At 61.9% G+C, this 15428-nt stretch carries 11 protein-coding genes and 1 pseudogene; 8 read left to right on the top strand and 4 right to left on the bottom strand.

The window, feature by feature from the left end:
• Positions 1–5 precede the first annotated feature (5 nt).
• Together G9465_RS00425 and acs are read right to left on the bottom strand one after the other, a co-directional pair.
• Positions 6–1724: a bacterio-opsin activator domain-containing protein gene (locus G9465_RS00425; RefSeq protein WP_166966482.1), complete on the bottom strand. Its 1719-nt coding sequence runs from the start codon at positions 1722–1724 to the stop codon at positions 6–8.
• Between the two features lie 145 nt (positions 1725–1869).
• Complete coding sequence (gene acs / locus G9465_RS00420; protein WP_166966480.1) at positions 1870–3813, bottom strand: acetate--CoA ligase; 1944 nt, start codon at positions 3811–3813, stop codon at positions 1870–1872.
• Positions 3814–4199: 386 nt separating this feature from the next.
• Between acs and G9465_RS00415 the strand changes: the two genes are divergently transcribed.
• Positions 4200–7091 (top strand): BGTF surface domain-containing protein, encoded by a 2892-nt coding sequence (locus G9465_RS00415; protein WP_166966478.1) that lies wholly within the window; start codon positions 4200–4202, stop codon positions 7089–7091.
• A gap of 197 nt (positions 7092–7288) precedes the next feature.
• Here G9465_RS00415 and G9465_RS00410 read toward each other — a convergent pair whose 3' ends face one another.
• Positions 7289–7921 carry a hypothetical protein gene (locus G9465_RS00410; protein WP_166966476.1) on the bottom strand — a complete coding sequence of 211 codons (633 nt, stop codon included), beginning with the start codon at positions 7919–7921 and terminating at the stop codon, positions 7289–7291.
• A 242-nt stretch (positions 7922–8163) separates the two neighbouring features.
• On the opposite strand from G9465_RS00410, the gene G9465_RS00405 reads away from it, so the two are divergent.
• From G9465_RS00405 to G9465_RS00380, 6 genes and pseudogenes are all read left to right on the top strand, one after another.
• Positions 8164–9024: a CheF family chemotaxis protein gene (locus G9465_RS00405; protein ID WP_166966474.1), complete on the top strand. Its 861-nt coding sequence runs from the start codon at positions 8164–8166 to the stop codon at positions 9022–9024.
• Between the two features lie 160 nt (positions 9025–9184).
• Complete coding sequence (locus tag G9465_RS00400; RefSeq protein ID WP_166966472.1) at positions 9185–10024, top strand: hypothetical protein; 840 nt, start codon at positions 9185–9187, stop codon at positions 10022–10024.
• A 458-nt stretch (positions 10025–10482) separates the two neighbouring features.
• A pseudogene (locus G9465_RS00395) lies at positions 10483–10779 on the top strand (sugar phosphate nucleotidyltransferase); the annotation flags it as partial.
• 111 nt (positions 10780–10890) lie between these two features.
• A complete protein-coding gene (locus tag G9465_RS00390; protein ID WP_394353984.1) occupies positions 10891–11385 on the top strand; it encodes a CheF family chemotaxis protein in 495 nt (164 codons plus the stop codon).
• Positions 11386–11751: 366 nt separating this feature from the next.
• Positions 11752–12954, top strand: a complete 1203-nt coding sequence (gene lhgO, locus G9465_RS00385) for an L-2-hydroxyglutarate oxidase (RefSeq protein WP_166966470.1) — start codon at positions 11752–11754, stop codon at positions 12952–12954.
• 69 nt (positions 12955–13023) lie between these two features.
• Positions 13024–13374 carry a cupin domain-containing protein gene (locus tag G9465_RS00380; protein WP_166966468.1) on the top strand — a complete coding sequence of 117 codons (351 nt, stop codon included), beginning with the start codon at positions 13024–13026 and terminating at the stop codon, positions 13372–13374.
• A gap of 22 nt (positions 13375–13396) precedes the next feature.
• Here the strand turns inward: G9465_RS00380 and G9465_RS00375 are convergent, their stop codons facing one another.
• Positions 13397–14143 (bottom strand): hypothetical protein, encoded by a 747-nt coding sequence (locus tag G9465_RS00375; protein WP_166966466.1) that lies wholly within the window; start codon positions 14141–14143, stop codon positions 13397–13399.
• Positions 14144–14280: 137 nt separating this feature from the next.
• On the opposite strand from G9465_RS00375, the gene G9465_RS00370 reads away from it, so the two are divergent.
• Positions 14281–15420, top strand: a complete 1140-nt coding sequence (locus tag G9465_RS00370) for an acyl-CoA dehydrogenase family protein (RefSeq protein WP_166966465.1) — start codon at positions 14281–14283, stop codon at positions 15418–15420.
• The last annotated feature ends 8 nt before the right edge of the window (positions 15421–15428 follow it).

Raw genomic sequence — 15428 nt, 5'->3', positions numbered from 1 at the left:
GGGGTCTAACTGTCTGAATACTTGGTTGATACTTGTTCGCCAAGTGCCGTCGGCGGCTCGGTGGGCGTGTCGGCGAAAAATGCCGTCAGAAGCTTTTGCTGGGCCTTCCTGAGGTGGTTGTGGAACGTCGGGGCGGAGACGTCCAGCGACTCGGCGAGTTCCTCGGCGGTGGTCCCGCGAGGCCACTCGAAGTAGCCGCTGTGGTAGGCGGCCGCCAGCACCGTCGACTGTCGCTCGGAGAGGCGGTCCGAGAGGCGTTCGCGAAACCCCGTGTCGGTCTCGGCGGGCCGCTCCGTCTCGCGTTTGGCAGTCAGCGACGTCTCCGGGTATGCCTCGACGACGGCGTCGACCACCTCCCGGAGGTTGCTGTCGCCCGGTAGTTCCACCTCGATGGTCGCCGTGCCCTTCTCGGCGGCGAGGCCGCGGACCCGGGCGCCGTTCTCGACCAAATCGAGCGTCGGCGCGGCCGTCACGACGACTTCGAGGAGTGCGCCGTCGCCGTAGTCCTCGATGAGGCGCGCGTCGGCGATGTCGGGGTCCTCGGCCGCATACGAGAGCGCGGGCCCCGCGGGCGCGCCGTCGACCACCAGATAGTACAGCAGGGAGCGGCCGCCGACGGGGACGACCCCAGAGAGTTCGAGCGAGCAGTCGAGTGTGCGGGTCAGCGACACGGTGAACGCGCCGCCGTCGGTACACTCGAAGGCCAGTTCCGTGACCGTATCCGCGAGCAGGAGGCGCTTGCGCTCGACGGCGGCCAGCGCCGCCCCGACCTGTGCGCCCAGCGCTGCAAGCAGGTCCTGTTCGGCGTCGACGACGTGGACGGTCGTCCCGATGGCCAACACGCCCGCGGCGTCGTCGTCCCGGATGATAGGGACGAGCGCCATCGGCCCCTCGCCGTCCTCGACTACGCGAACCTCGTGGCTGTCCATCGCGGCCGCCGCGGCGTCCCCCCGTCCCTGCAGGTGGTCGTCGATGCGACTATCGCGGATACCGGCAGCCGTCCGCGGCGTCAACCCGTCGCCGGTCCGTTCGGCCACCCACGCAAAGCGAAACCCCTCTGTGTCCGCCAGTCGGTCACACACTGTCTGCTCTATCTCCTCGACGGTGGCCGCGACGGCCAGCGACTCGCCGACGTCGGCGGCGACTTTGATGGTCCGGCGGAGGCGGGCCGGCGTCGGGGCGTCTTCGGCACCTTCGATAGCCCGAATCACCGCTTCCCGGTTCGGGTCGTCGAGCAGCGGTTCCAACCGTGCGAGGCGGTCCCATCCGCCGAGCGCACAGACGACCTGTGGCGGCACGCCCTCCGAGAGCATAGTCGCCGCGAACCGCCAGCGCAGGTCGCGCGAGGAGACGTCCCCGAGGCGCGGCGCGGTCTCCGCGGCGCGGTCGGCCACCTCGCCGACGAGCATCTGCAGGCGACGGGCCGACACCGACAGGAGCGGTTCGTCCGCCGCTCTGTCGGCCGCGCTGGCGAACTTCCGCATGTCGTGTTCGACGGCGGCCGGCAGGTACGCCTCCCGGTCGACGCCGTCGTCGTCACGCACGCGCAAGAAGAAGTGGGACTCGGTACTCGTCACGTCGGCCAGTCGGACCCGAGTCATCTCCGCCGGGCGCAGTCCCACCTCCGCCCCGAACCGCAAGACGAGGTCCTCTCGGTGGGTTTCGGCGGCGCGCCGTAGCTGTTCGTATCCACGCGCACCGAGAACGTCCGTCCGCTCTGCCATGTCGTTTCGTCTTTTCGGAGACGTGCGAAATAAGTGTGCGGGCCGCCGAGTCGACAGAACTTGCCACGGAGTGGTACGTGGCTGTCTATGGACCGAGCTATCGTGCCGAAATATTTCGGAAATATCCACGAAGGCGAAACAGAACTCACCGGTCGGGCGTCGCCGACTGCAACTCCCCGAGTATCTCGGGGTTTCGGAGCGCGCTGGTGTCGCCCAGTTCCTCGTCGTTGGCCACGGCGGTCAGCAGGCGTCGCATCACCTTCCCCGACCGGGTCTTCGGCAGGTCGGGCGTAAACACCACCGTCTCCGGGGTGGCGACGCCGCCGATGGCGTCTTCGACGGCCGACTCGATGCGCCCGCGCAGGTCCGCCTCGGTGTAGCCTCCCTCCGGCGAGACGTAGGCGTAGAGCGCGGTGCCGGTCGTCTCGTGGGAGGCGCCGACGACGGCGGCCTCCGCGACGCCTTCGACGCCGGTGATGGCCGACTCCAGTTCCATCGTGCTGAAGCGCCGCCCGGCGACGTTGATGGCGTCGTCGACGCGCCCGAGGACGGTGACGTAGCCGTCGACGTCGACCGACGCGCCGTCCTCTGGGTAGTAACGCCACTCGTCCCCACAGGTTGCCGCCGCGCCCCACCCCTCTCCGGTTCGCAGGTCGCTCGGCATCCCCGGCCACGGGCGCGTGACGACGAGTTCGCCCGCCTCGTCCACGTCGACGGCCTCGCCCGCGGGGTCTACCACGCTCGTCTCGATGCCGGGGAGCGGTCTCCCCGCCGCGCCGGGTTTCATCGCGTCGACGCCCGGCAGCGTCGAGACGAGGATGGCGCCCGTCTCGGTCTGCCACCACGTATCGACCACGGGGCATTCGCCGCCGCCGATGTGCTCGCGGTACCACCGCCACGCCCGTTCGTCGATGGGCTCGCCGACGGTCCCCAGTAGCCGGAGACTGGAGAGGTCGTGGCGCTCCGGGTACTCCTCGCCCCACTTCATGAACGTTCGGACGGCCGTCGGTGCGGTGTAGAACACGTCGACGGCGTACCGGTCGACGATCTCCCAGACCCGGTCCTTCTCGGGGTGGTCCGGCGTGCCGTTGTACAGCACCGCCGTCGTCCCGAGTGCGAGGGGCCCGTAGACGATGTAGGAGTGGCCCGTAATCCAGCCGATGTCGGCCGAACACCAGTAGGTGTCTTCGGGCTTGATGTCCAGTACGGACCGGGAGGTCCACGCGACGTGGGCGAGGTATCCCCCGGTCGTGTGGTCGACGGCCTTCGGTTCGCCGGTGGTGCCGGAGGTGTAGATGCGAAAGAGGGTGTCGGTGGCGTCCCGTGGCACTGGGGCGACCGTCTCGCCGTCGTGGGCCGCCCGCAGGCTGTCGTAGTCGTAGTAACCGTCGCCTAAATGCACGTCCCGGCTCAGGATGTCCAGTACGACTACCGAGACGTCCTGCTCGACGGCGATTCGGGCGTTGTCGGCCTTGTTCTTCTGTGCGACGGCGCTCCCCCGGCGGTAGTAGCCGTCGCAGGTCACGAGCATCTCGGACCCGGTCCGCTCCATCCGCTCGGCCAGCGCGTCGGCCGAAAACCCCGCGAACACGACGTTGTGGACGACGCCGAGACGCACGCAGGCCAGCATCACGACGGGGAGTTCGGGCACCATCGGCAGGTAGACGGTGACGACGTCGTCTTCCTCGACGCCCTTCTCGCGGAGCGCGGCCGCGACGGCGTTGACCTCGCGGTGCAGTTCCCGGTAGGTGTAGGTCCGGGACTCGTCCAGATGCCCCTCCCAGATGAGCGCCAACTGGTTCTTGCGCTCGGGGAGGTGCCGGTCGATGCAGTTGTAGGCGGCGTTCAGCCGACCGCCGGGGAACCACTCGAACGGCGGGTCGTCGCCGCCCCGAAACACCTCGTCGTAGGGGTCCGCCCAGTCGAGCAGGTCCGCGGCTCGTTCCCAGCAGTCGGGCCACTCCCGTTCGAACGTCTCGTAGACCGACGAGTCGACGACGTTCGCCTGGTCGACGAACCACTCGGGCGGGTCGATGGCTGGTCGCTCACCGAGCGCGGTGTCACGGCCGGAGCCGTCGCCCCCTGTCATTGGTCGAAGATTTGGTGGCGCCGTGATAAGCGTTGACGCTAGGCTGTTCATCCACGTTCTCCACCTGTGTCTCGCTCGCACGCGAGAGATCCAGATGAATGTGTCACAAACCTGGTCACACTCACGAAGTAACAGACCAAAACGACTGATTTCGGTAGCTATGGCACCGTTTCGGTGTTAAACATTGGCTACTCAGGGTTTGTGTTATGTTGACATAGAATCTTTCAGAGACACAAAGCATTTACCAACCCCGCCAGAACAGATGTCCGTACCCCTACCCATGGCGCCAGAAGTGAGTACACCGGTTCGGTCTACGCGTGGCCGCGGTCGCCGCGCACCGACCACGTGGAAAACGGCTGACGCCGCCCGATAGCAACCAACAAACTATGACAGAAACTAACGAAAAAATCCGCAGCCTGTTCCTGACAGCGCTGATGGTGTTCTCGGTGTTCGCGATGAGCACCGCGTTCGCCGGCAGCGCTGCAGCAGCAGAGCCTAGCGTGGACCAGGCGGTCCACTATTCCGCCGGGAACGCTGCAACCCAGTTCACTGGGATTAGCGAAAATGATCCCGTTCTAGAAGTAACGTTCGAAGACCAAGTCACTCTCGGAGACAGTGCCACTGTCGATATCGGCCTCTCTAACGGCGAGGTCGTAGAGGATGTCGATATCAGTGGCGCTAGCAAGATTGGTGACCGGACCATCATCCTCCCTGCTGCACAGGACGATGGTTCAGCGTACACCCGAATCCAGAACGTCAGCTTCACAGGTGTCTACGACGGTGCAGACACCACTGGCGATGAGGTTGACTCTGACGAGGACTTCGATGCTGTCTACGCTCCGACGACTGTTGACGTTGAGGCCGACGAGCGTGGTGGAGACTTCACCGGTGACGACGAAGACGCCTTCCGCGGCGCCGCCGTCGTCATCCAGGCTCCCCAGGACACAACGTTCGATATCGTCTCCGAGCCTCCGGAAGACCACAGTATCAGCCGACAGCGTGGTACTGGGTCTGACTCGGTCAGCTACGTCCTCCGAACGGAGAACCTCGAACTCGGTGACTACAACGTCAAGACGGGCACTACCAACAGCTCGCTTACTATCAAGGACCTCGGCTTCAGCGCCACTGCCGACCAGAGCTCCTTCGGTGAGGACGAGAACATCGAAGTAACGGTCGAGTCGAGTGCTATCGACCGAGACGTCGATGCTGAACTCATCGACTCCAACGGAAACGTTGACGAGTCTGTTACCGGTAATATCGACGCCGATGGTGAGACCACCCTCACGTTCAACACGGGAGACGATGTCGATACGGGTAACTACACGGTCAATGTGACCGACGTCGAGACCAGCATCACGGCCTCGACCGACCAGTTCACCGTCGCTCAGACTGGCGACGAGGAGGCAACCTTCGCCAACTCTGTCGTCACGGAGGACCGGGGTGACATCGCCCGCATCCCCGTCCAACTGCAGAATACGGATGAGGCTACTGTCACTATCGGTTCCCCGGAAAGTGACGCCTACTCGCTGACTGCGACTGTCGAGGACGGTAACGGCGACGGCGAGGTCGTCGTCGAGTTCAACACTTTCCTGGCCGGAGCGGATCAGGCTTCTGGTGTCGTTGACGTCGCAAACGACGATGACGACATCGAGATCCACCAGGAAGTCACCGGTACGTACACCGACGATGCTAACACGAACCTTGAAGCCGCTACGTTCAACATCCAGGATGTTGACGGAGACAACAGTGCCGACACCATCGGCAACAACCTGATTGACGACGGGTCCTACGACGTGAACGTCACGGCTGGTGCGGATGCAGGTGACCGGAAGGACACCGGTGTCGTCGACAGTCAGGACGACGTCGCGACCCTCCAGCTTCGTGAACGTTCGACCGACAACGCGCAGGTCTGGACTGCACCGACCGACTCGTTCGACGACATCAGCGACGCCGCTGATGACGACAACGTCAGCGCGGTCTACGACCTCGCTGGCAGCGACAACCTGACCCAGACCGACACGGTTGCCTTCGAAGACACGCTCGTCGTGCAGGTTGAGGCATCTGGTCTGGAAGGTCTCTACGAGTACGGCGGCGGCGATGCCGAAGCCTACAGTGATGTCTCCAACAACTTCGACGACGATCGGAGTTCTGTGACCGGCGCCGATCCTGAAGAGGACAACACCCTCGACGAACTCTTCAAGCTCGAGCTTGAGGAGGAGGACCCCGGTCAGAACACTGACGGGACCAACTTCCTCGTCGGTAACGAGATCGACTCGGAGAACGTCGCAGTCCTCTACGACGAGGCCAACGACACTCACTTCGTCGCGATCGACACCCAGGCAGAGAGCCTGGGTGACGATATCGACGACGGTGACTCGTACACTGCTAACTTCACGATGAAAGACGAGTCTGACCTCTCTGAGGACGACGTGACGGTCAACGATACGTTCTCCTTCGAGGACCGTGACTCGACCCTGAACGGTGACGAAGATATCACGGTTCAGGCTGCATCTGGCCAGGAGATTACTGGCACGACCAACGTCGCACCCGGTACGGAAGTCACTGTTGACGTCCGGAGTGAGGACGAATCCAGTCCGTTCCTGAAACAGCCGAGTGCTTACGTCCAGCCGGACGGTAGCTTCACGGCTGTCGCTGACTTCAGCGACCAGAGTCCCGGCACGAACTTCACCGCTGAATCCGACATCTCGGACGACGAGATCGACGGCACGATCGGTGCCGCTCCGTCCGCGTCCGTGAGCATCAGTGATCAGGAGTCCAACGGTGAGACGGTCGTCGTCGACAGCGCCACGCTGTCCGAGGGCGGCTTCATCGCCATCCACAACGGCTCCGCCTCCGGTGACGTCATCGGGGCCTCCAGCTACCTCGAAGCTGGCAGCCACGAGGACGTCGAGGTCACGCTGAACACCACGCAGTCCGAGGACTTCACCGCGGTCGCGATGCCGCACCTCGACACTGACGGTGACCAGACCTACGACTTCCCGGAGAACGACGGTCCGTACACGTCCAACGGCTCCGCCGTGACCGACTCTGCTGCCGTGACGATCACCACTGGCGAGCAGACGACCACGGAGCAGACCACGGAGGAGACGACTACGGAGCAGACGACCACCGAGGAGACCACCACCGAAGAGGCCACGACGATGGAGACGACCACGGAAGAGACGACCACTGGTGACAGTGGCCCCGGCTTCACCGCGGTCATCGCCCTCGTCGCCCTCGTCGCTGCTGCGCTCCTCGCGGTCCGCCGCGACAACTAACGGGATTTCCCGTCTCTGAGATTCCGCCCTTTCTTTCGCGCGCTACGTCGGTAGCGGCAGTCCTTGAGCAGGTGCCGGCTGTGGTCTGATTATTATATGCAACGTGAACAGTCGATACTGTCGCTATGATGCGAATAAAATCAAAATCCTATGCATCTGGTGTCTCTACGTACTGCCGTCTTGCAGTGTAATTGTCGTTAGAATTCTTTCTTGATTGCGAGTTGGCCGTTATCTACGGTCGTCGGTTGACAGTGGTACCCCGATGCAACTCGATAGTAATCAAGCACTTGTCGAACATCACCCGTAATAGTAGTTGAATTGATATCGGATTCAGCAATCACTGATCCCTGTTGGTCATACAGATCTTCTATCGAGACCTCCGGTGGAACCCGTGCGCTACCAGTTTCACTGGTGGTATAGCGACGGTCCACGTGTGTCTCGTATCGATTCCGGTCGATAAGCCAGATAGTCCCGTCTTCGCGTCTCTCGAAGACGACAGTCGGGTATTTTCGAATCTCACGCCGTCCAGACGCGTTGAGGATGAGATCGTACATCTGTCGTGGGACACTCGTCTGTAAGACATTTTTAGCCGAGAGATCTATCGCATTGATGAGATCTGCGTTGACGTCCGCAAAGAGCTCTGCAGCTGCTTCTTCGTCACCCTCCAAATAGATCACATTAGTGAATTTTCCTGGATTGTTCACTTGTGCTAATCCGGTCGTTCCTCGAACACTAATCACACGGGCATCTGCCCGCTCATCATAATTCAATTCAGAGCGAGCAATGCTGGTCTGAGGTCCGGACTGCAGTTTTTGGTATGCCTTAGTCATTGCTTTACAGTACATCGGAGTCAACTGGAATAGTTTCGGGTTTCTGAGTTGATGCAATCTGATTCTAATCGTCTCAAACCTGCAACACCTCACTCTACTCACTCGTGTTGTTAGCTCCTCGACAAGGGATTCACGTTCCCTCTACAATCGATGGTGACGATCCGCGTTCTCAGCATCGACACTGGCGGCGGAAGCTATATTCACGACCCTCGACAACGACGGATAGAGGCCGGTCACGGGGCATGAGCGACACAGAGAAGAAGATAGCCGATATGCAGGGGCAGTACCTGCTCGCCGTCTCGCAGGGCCAGCGGCTCACCGACGCCGAGTGGCGAAACTGTCGCGTCGTCCTCACGACCGAACGGATCGCACTCATCGGCGACAGCAAGCGTCAAATCGCGCTCGACGACATCGACCGCATCGCCGACCGCTTCGACGTGAACCAGCAGAGCGTGGGCGTCTCCGAGTACCTCGCCTTCCACGTCGGCGAGGACGTCGTCCTCGTCTCCACGTCGGACCACGACGTGTTCCAGACGGACTTCTACCGGGCGAGTCTCGACAGCGCGGTCATCCTCGCACAACACCCCGCGCTGAAAGGCGGCGTCGTACAGGACACCGCGTGGACCAAAGGCCGACTGGAAGTCACCGACGAGGCGCTTCGACTGGCGCTGGCGGACGGACAGGCCGTCGATATCGAACGGACCGACATCGGCGACCTGACCGTCGAGGAAAAGCAGGTTTCGGGCGAGGAACGCACCGTCATCCAGGTCGAACACAGCGAGGGCGACATCAGCGTCGAGACGCATCTGGCTGGCGAGGAGTTCCACGCCACCGTCCTCCGGACGATGCTCGAAGACAGCGCCGAGCAGAATCAGGCTGACCTCGACCTCTCTTCGACAGAGAAACGGGTCGTCATGGCGCTTCATTCGGGCGTCTCGCCGTTTGACATCCCCAACTTCGTCGGCATCGACGTCGAGAAGACCGAGGCCATCTTCGACCGCCTCGTCGAACTCGGCGTCATCAGCGTCGTCCGCGAGCGCACCGAGGTGGCGCTGACAACGAAAGGACGGCGTGTCGCTGGCGACCGGATGGGAGAGCAGTAAGATGACTCCAAGCCACGCAAGGAGCCCCCTCTTTGGTCGCTCTATGTTCCACTGCTTGAAGCGATGTATTTGAATTTTCTTTGAACGCTCGCATATTGAGAATACATGGAACACACATAGATGGGGAAAAACATTAGTCCGTTCATATATGAGAAATTGTATGACTGCGGAAAGTCTTTATTACCGGGTACAAAAGCGTGTTGTTCAGTCACTCACCAGACCGAACTTAGATGGACAATTGAACGATCTCGAACAGGAAGACTGGGATGTCGTCATCATTCTTGATGCCTGTCGAGCAGATACACTACAACAGGAAGCTAACTGGCCCGTTCAGACAGTACGATCGCCAGCAAGCTGTACCCGGGGATGGATTGAAAGAATTGGGCAAGCTGGCACCCTCTCTGAAGCCCGTGTTGTCTCTGCAAATCCGAAGTATTTCGAATTTGAATCTGGTGCAAAAGAGGTTGAGCCATACTGGGAGACTCATTGGGACAACAATCTCCAGACCGTGCCTCCCGAACCAATACTTGATCGGGTGACAGAACTTATTAGTGCGGGAGAGTCACCAGTAGTGGGTCATCTTTTGCAACCACATTGGCCGTATGTCGCTCGAACTGGCGACTCGTGGCGTCTGGCCTATGAGAACCTTGGCCCTTGGTCTAGTCGGAATGGGAAAGTCAGGAGCTTACAAGAAGGAATGGAGAGAGGTTTTGTAGAAGCAGAAACCGCGCTAATGGCGTATCAGGCTTCTGTATCGAGTATCTGGCGAACTATACTTCCATACATTGAACAGTGGGCAGAGGATACGACAGTAGTCGTGACGAGTGATCACGGTGAAACGTTCGGTCGGCTGTCTGATTTCGGTCTCTATGAACATCCAAACAAGTGCCACGTTCCTCCACTTACGGAAGTTCCCTGGGTAAAATTCGAAGCGCTGGATAACAATCGAGATACTGTAGATAGTATCGACGAACAGCTTGAAGCGCTGGGATATGCATAGTCTCGATATAGACCGACAGCAAATGGGCTCATTGAGAACGTGCTGACACCTCTATTTGTATACTGGATGATTTATTTTGCTAATGGTGAGATGGCGGCTTGGCAGGATTCGAGTCATGGGTTTGAAAGCCATCCTGATACAGGGTGGACCAGTAACTCTCTGCCCTGATCTGTCGTGGAGTCATAGTGGTGGTGGTGGTGGTTTCAAGACACGATTCGTAGAATAAACGCCAAGGAGAAGCGTGTCACTGAGGTTGGTCTGTTCACTATAGCTGAGCGCATCCTCACGTACGAGGCGGCCGTCCGTGAGGATGCCTCGTTCACTGACTCTGTCCAGTTGAGACCAACTGAAGCATACTCGATTTACTCCCTAACTGCCAGTACGTGTGGATTCGCGGAGCAACTCGAAATTCGTATTAGTCCCGCCATATCCAAATCTTCACTCCGGTTGACATGTATATGGGACTCGACACGACGGTTGTCCTCGTGGCCGGCGAGGGCACGAGGTTCGCCCGCTGACGCGGAACCGGCCGATTCTGGCCACGTCTTCGACGCGCTGGTCGAGGCCGGCATCGAGCGGCTGGTGACCGTCGTCGGCTACAAGCGCGACCGCGTTCAGGACCACTTCGAACCGACGTACTGGAGTGTCCCGATCACGTACGTCACACAGCACAAGCAACTCGGGAGCGGCCACGCGCTGTGCAGGCCCGCTCGGTGGTCGACCGCCCGCCGCTCGTGTTGAACGGGGACCGACTCGACGCCGAGGACTGGACCGTCACGACGCTCGACGGGGACTCGGTCGAGAAGGACGTCGACACCATCGAGTGGGACCCCGAGGAGACGGACAAGAGCGGCTACGACCACTACATGCTCAAGGAGATACACGAACAGTCACGGGCGCTCCGGCAGTGTTTACGGAGCCGCGTCAACGAGATAGCCGGGACCGTCGACGTCGAACGGAGCGACATCGGCGACCTGACCATTGAGGAAAAGCAGGTCTCGGGCGAGGAACGCACCGTCATCCAGGTCGAACACAGCGAGGCCGACATCAGCGTCGAGACGCACCTCGCCGGCGAGGAGTTCCAGGCCACCGTCCTCCGGACGATGCTCGAAGACAGCGCCGAGCAGAATCAGGCTGACCTCGACCTCTCTTCGACGGAGAAGCGGGTCGTCATGGCGCTCCACTCGGGCGTCTCGCCGTTCGACATCCCCAACTTCGTCGGCATCGACGTCGAGAAGACTGAGGCCATCTTCAACCGCCTCATCGAACTCGGCGTCATCAGCGTCGTCCGCGAGCGCACCGAGGTGGCGCTGACGACGAAAGGACGGCGTGTTGCGGGTGATCGGATGGGCGAACAGTAGCGAGAGCCCGAACAGCGAACGGCGCACACGATCTGGTACTTCTGCATCGCTTTTCGGTCGTCGACTTCACATCTCGATTGAGACCGCATTTTGGTGACAACAGTGGCGCCTTATGCCTCTCCGTCCTGGTAAAAGAACTGATTATGGTGGAGATATAGGTTCATGAGGAAATATGATAGTCGATATACCAATTCTGTGTGCGTATCTGGGATTTGAGTTACAATATGTTCTAGTACATGTGTATTAGCGGAAATTACATCTTTATATTGTGGGCGTATCTATCGATCTGGTAGAATGTTTCGAGCTGAACCCACGAGAAGCGATATCCCTAACTGCTCCCGCCGCAAACCGAGCGACGAGTTGCCAATGATGCACCACGACGTCGCCATCGTCGGCGGCGGCTGCGTCGGACTGTCTGTCGCGAAGCACCTCTCGGAACAGACGGACTTCGACGTCGCCGTTCTCGAGAAGGAACACCACCTCGCACAGCACCAGAGCGGTCGGAACTCGGGCGTCCTCCACCCGGGATTTAATTACCCACCCGAGTCGAAGAAAGCGCGCTTCGCCACCGAGGGGACCAGACGGATGAAGGCGTACTGTGCGGACCACGACGTGCCGTGCGAGGAACTGGGTGTCCTCGTCGTGGCGAAGACGGACCGCGAGGCGGCCCATCTGGAGACGCTCGCCGACCAGGCCGAGGCCAACGGCGTCGCCTACGAACTGCTGGAGTCACAGGAAGCGATTCGCGAGCACGAACCCCACGCCGTCGGCCAGCGGGCCTTCTACGCGCCGGAGGCCGCCTCGGTCGACTCACAACAGTACGTCTACGCGCTCGCGCGAGAGGTCCAGCGGGCGGGCGTCTCGCTGTACACCGGCCACGCCGTCTCGCGGATCGAACACACCGCCAGCGGCTACCGTATTACGACGAGCAACAGCGACGTCGCGGCGTCGTATCTGGTGAACGCGGCGGGCCTGCATGCTGACACGCTGGCCCATCAGGTCGGCGTTGGCGAGGGGTATCAGGTCGTCCCGTTTCGCGGGGAGTACTATGAACTCACACCGGAGAAAGCCGACCTCTGTCAGACGATGATCTATCCGACGCCGGACCCCGAACTGCCCTTCCTCGGTGTCCACTACACGCGACGAACCGACGGGAAGGTCATCGTCGGCCCGAACGCAGTGCTCGCGTTCGGCCGCGAGGCCTACGACAACACGGACGTGAACCCAGCCGATCTCGCCGAGACGCTCACCTACGAGGGTTTCAGGAAGCTCCTCGCCTCGAAGACGATGCTGTCGGTCGCGTGGTCGGAACTGAACAAGTCCTACCGCAAGCAGAAGTTCGCCGAGGCATCACAGCGGCTCGTGCCCGAGGTGCGTGCCGAGGACTTAGAGAAGAGTTACGCCGGTATCCGCGCCCAACTCGTCAGCGACGATGGCGAACTGGTAAAGGATCCACTGTTCATCGAACGCGAGAACGCGGTGCACATCCTCAACGCCGTGTCACCGGGCCTGACCTCGTCGCTCCCCTTCGGTGAACACATCGCAGAGAGGCTCGCCACGAAGGTCTGAGCCACATCGGCGGGTACGTCGACCGGCGGTGGCTACCGGACTTATCTCCGTGGGCCACCAGCCGCACGTATGGAGTCCGTCGAGAACCTTACCGTCGGGACGTGGGACAACCCGCACAGAATCGAACAGGCCTACGAGGGCATCGAGCGGCGCGTACTCTGCGTCGACGAGGAGACGATGCAGGTCCACTACACTGTCGAGGCGGGCGCGGTCTTTCCGGAACACGAACATGCGGAGACCAAACAGACGGTGTACGTCGTCGAGGGGGCCATCGAACTGTTCGGCGACCACGAGCGGACGCTGGAGGCCGGGGATTCGTTCATCGTCGGGCCGGGCGTCCGTCACGGTGTGCGCGGCCTCGCCGACCGGACCGAACTACTGGACACGTTCACGCCACGTATCGAGCGGTACGTGAGGTGACCTGGCGGTGTGAGTGGAGTTGTCACGGTGTCGTCGGCGGATAGACGATCGACTCGTCCAGCCACGACGGGACCGGGATACGCTCGAGTCCTGTCGTCACACGCATCTGGAACACCCGCTCGCCGCCGGAGGAGAACTGTCCGCTGTGGTCGACGTAGCGGACGACGCCGTCCCGACCGACGTACACCCGCGAGACGACGTCGACGGTCTCGTCGGGATCCGGATCGGGGCGGTAGACGAGCGTCGCGTTCGCCCCCAGCACCGCGAGGGTGTGCCCGTCCCGCTTGACCGTCCCGAGCACACGGTAGTCGTACGGCGAGAGGAACTGCTCGAGCGTGAACGCACCCGAGAGCGAGACGATATATGGCGTGTGTCCGCCGCGAGGGGTCCGCGTATATCCCGGGCCACGGTCTGCCGGTCGGTACGTCGCGTTGCCGGCCACGAGTGCCTCCCTCGTCGCTCCGCTCGACGACTGCCTGACGCGGACGACGTCGCCGGTCGGGGCCCTGTCGACCCACACCTCGCGTGAGCCGATCGGATCCTCGCGGTCGACCCGACGGTAGAACGACCGGGTCGCCAGTGCGGCGTCGTGTCGGGAGATCACCCGATCGATGTCGACACCCCCGTCGGTGTGGGGCACCTCGATGTCGGCAGCGGTCGCCTCGGATATCTCGACGGGCGTCACGCGCTCGTCGGTCGCCCCGTCGCTTGTGAGACCAGCACACCCGGCCAGCACGACGAGCGCGGCGACGAAGACGAGTCGGGACATGGTCGCGACAACGGCACACTCCTCCCTAATTGGTTGGCCAACGTGTGTCACCGGCGCCACCGCGGACTCGATCTCTTCTCGTCCCGAGACGGCACGAATCAGACAATTTATCATGGTTTGTCCGGAAGACTAGCACGATGCGAACCCTGACAGCAGAGCAACGCGAGTACGCCGAGCGCGCGGAATCGGTCGCTGCCGAGTTCGCCGACGAGGCGTACACCTGGCGCGGCGACGTCCCGTGGGCAAACCTGCAGCGACTGGCCGAGGCGGACCTCTACTGTCCGTCCATCTCCGAGGAGTACGGCGGGCAGGGTCTCTCGGACGTGACGGCCATGCTGTTGACCGAGGCGGTCGGTCGCGAGTGCCCGGATACCGGCTGGTTCACCTACATGCAGAGCATGGTCGCCCCGCGGGCCATCGACCTGTTCGGGTCCGAGGCGGTGAAAGAAGCGTACCTCCCCGACGTCACGGCGGGCGAGAGCTTCGTCTCCATCGCCATCTCTGAGCCGGAGGCTGGCTCGGACGTGGGGTCGATGACGACGGAAGTGACCGAGGAGGACGGTCAGCTGGTCTGCAACGGTGAGAAGACGTGGGTCGGTGGCGTCCCGTTCGGCGACGCCGCGGTGACGTGGGTTCGGTTTCCGGAGGGTCTGGGATCGGTCGTCATCCCGTACGACGACCCCGGCGTGGAAATCGCGGAGGTGTACACGAACATGGCCGGCTACGCCCAGACGCACTTCACCATCGACGACGTGGTCGTCCCCGAGAGCCACGTCCTCACCCGTGGGGAGGAAGCGTTCAAGGAGCAACTGGTGTCACTCAACTGGGAGCGCCTCGGGAGTTCGGTCCTCACCGTCGCGTGGGCCGAGGCGGCGCTCGAACAGGCGCTGGAGTACGCGAGCGAGCGCGAGCAGTTCGGGCAGACGCTCGACGAGTTCCAGGGCATCGAGTGGAAACTCGCCGAGATGTACCGACAGATCGAGACAGCAGCAGCGCTGGTGTACCTGTCTGCGGCGGGGGCACAGGGCCACGAACAGCCGCCATCTCGGCTCCGGACGTCGACGGCGAAACTCCACTGCTCGCAGATGGCCGAAGACGTCGTCAGCGAGGCCGTCCAGATCGTCGGTGCCCGGGCCTACCAGCAGGGCCACCCGCTGGAGCACCTCTACCGGTTTGCCCGGAGCAGACGCATCGCTGCGGGTACCGACGAGATGCAACTGAACACGATCGCCCGCGCGCTGAAAGAGGGTGGCCTCCCGGCCGTCTCGGAGCGGTAGCCGCCGTC

This window comes from Haloarcula sp. JP-L23, assembly GCF_011602445.1.
Lineage (GTDB): Archaea > Halobacteriota > Halobacteria > Halobacteriales > Haloarculaceae > Haloarcula > Haloarcula pellucida.
This window is presented reverse-complemented; position numbering and strand designations above follow the sequence as displayed.

Excerpts from the sequence above, each read along its gene's own strand:
- G9465_RS00425 (WP_166966482.1), bottom strand. The coding sequence starts at position 1,724 with ATGGCAGAGCGGACGGACGTTCTCGGTGCGCGTGGATACGAACAGCTA.
- acs (WP_166966480.1), bottom strand. The coding sequence starts at position 3,813 with ATGACAGGGGGCGACGGCTCCGGCCGTGACACCGCGCTCGGTGAGCGA.
- G9465_RS00415 (WP_166966478.1), top strand. The coding sequence starts at position 4,200 with ATGACAGAAACTAACGAAAAAATCCGCAGCCTGTTCCTGACAGCGCTG.
- G9465_RS00410 (WP_166966476.1), bottom strand. The coding sequence starts at position 7,921 with ATGACTAAGGCATACCAAAAACTGCAGTCCGGACCTCAGACCAGCATT.
- G9465_RS00405 (WP_166966474.1), top strand. The coding sequence starts at position 8,164 with ATGAGCGACACAGAGAAGAAGATAGCCGATATGCAGGGGCAGTACCTG.
- G9465_RS00400 (WP_166966472.1), top strand. The coding sequence starts at position 9,185 with ATGACTGCGGAAAGTCTTTATTACCGGGTACAAAAGCGTGTTGTTCAG.
- G9465_RS00390 (WP_394353984.1), top strand. The coding sequence starts at position 10,891 with ATGCTCAAGGAGATACACGAACAGTCACGGGCGCTCCGGCAGTGTTTA.
- lhgO (WP_166966470.1), top strand. The coding sequence starts at position 11,752 with ATGATGCACCACGACGTCGCCATCGTCGGCGGCGGCTGCGTCGGACTG.
- G9465_RS00380 (WP_166966468.1), top strand. The coding sequence starts at position 13,024 with ATGGAGTCCGTCGAGAACCTTACCGTCGGGACGTGGGACAACCCGCAC.
- G9465_RS00375 (WP_166966466.1), bottom strand. The coding sequence starts at position 14,143 with ATGTCCCGACTCGTCTTCGTCGCCGCGCTCGTCGTGCTGGCCGGGTGT.
- G9465_RS00370 (WP_166966465.1), top strand. The coding sequence starts at position 14,281 with ATGCGAACCCTGACAGCAGAGCAACGCGAGTACGCCGAGCGCGCGGAA.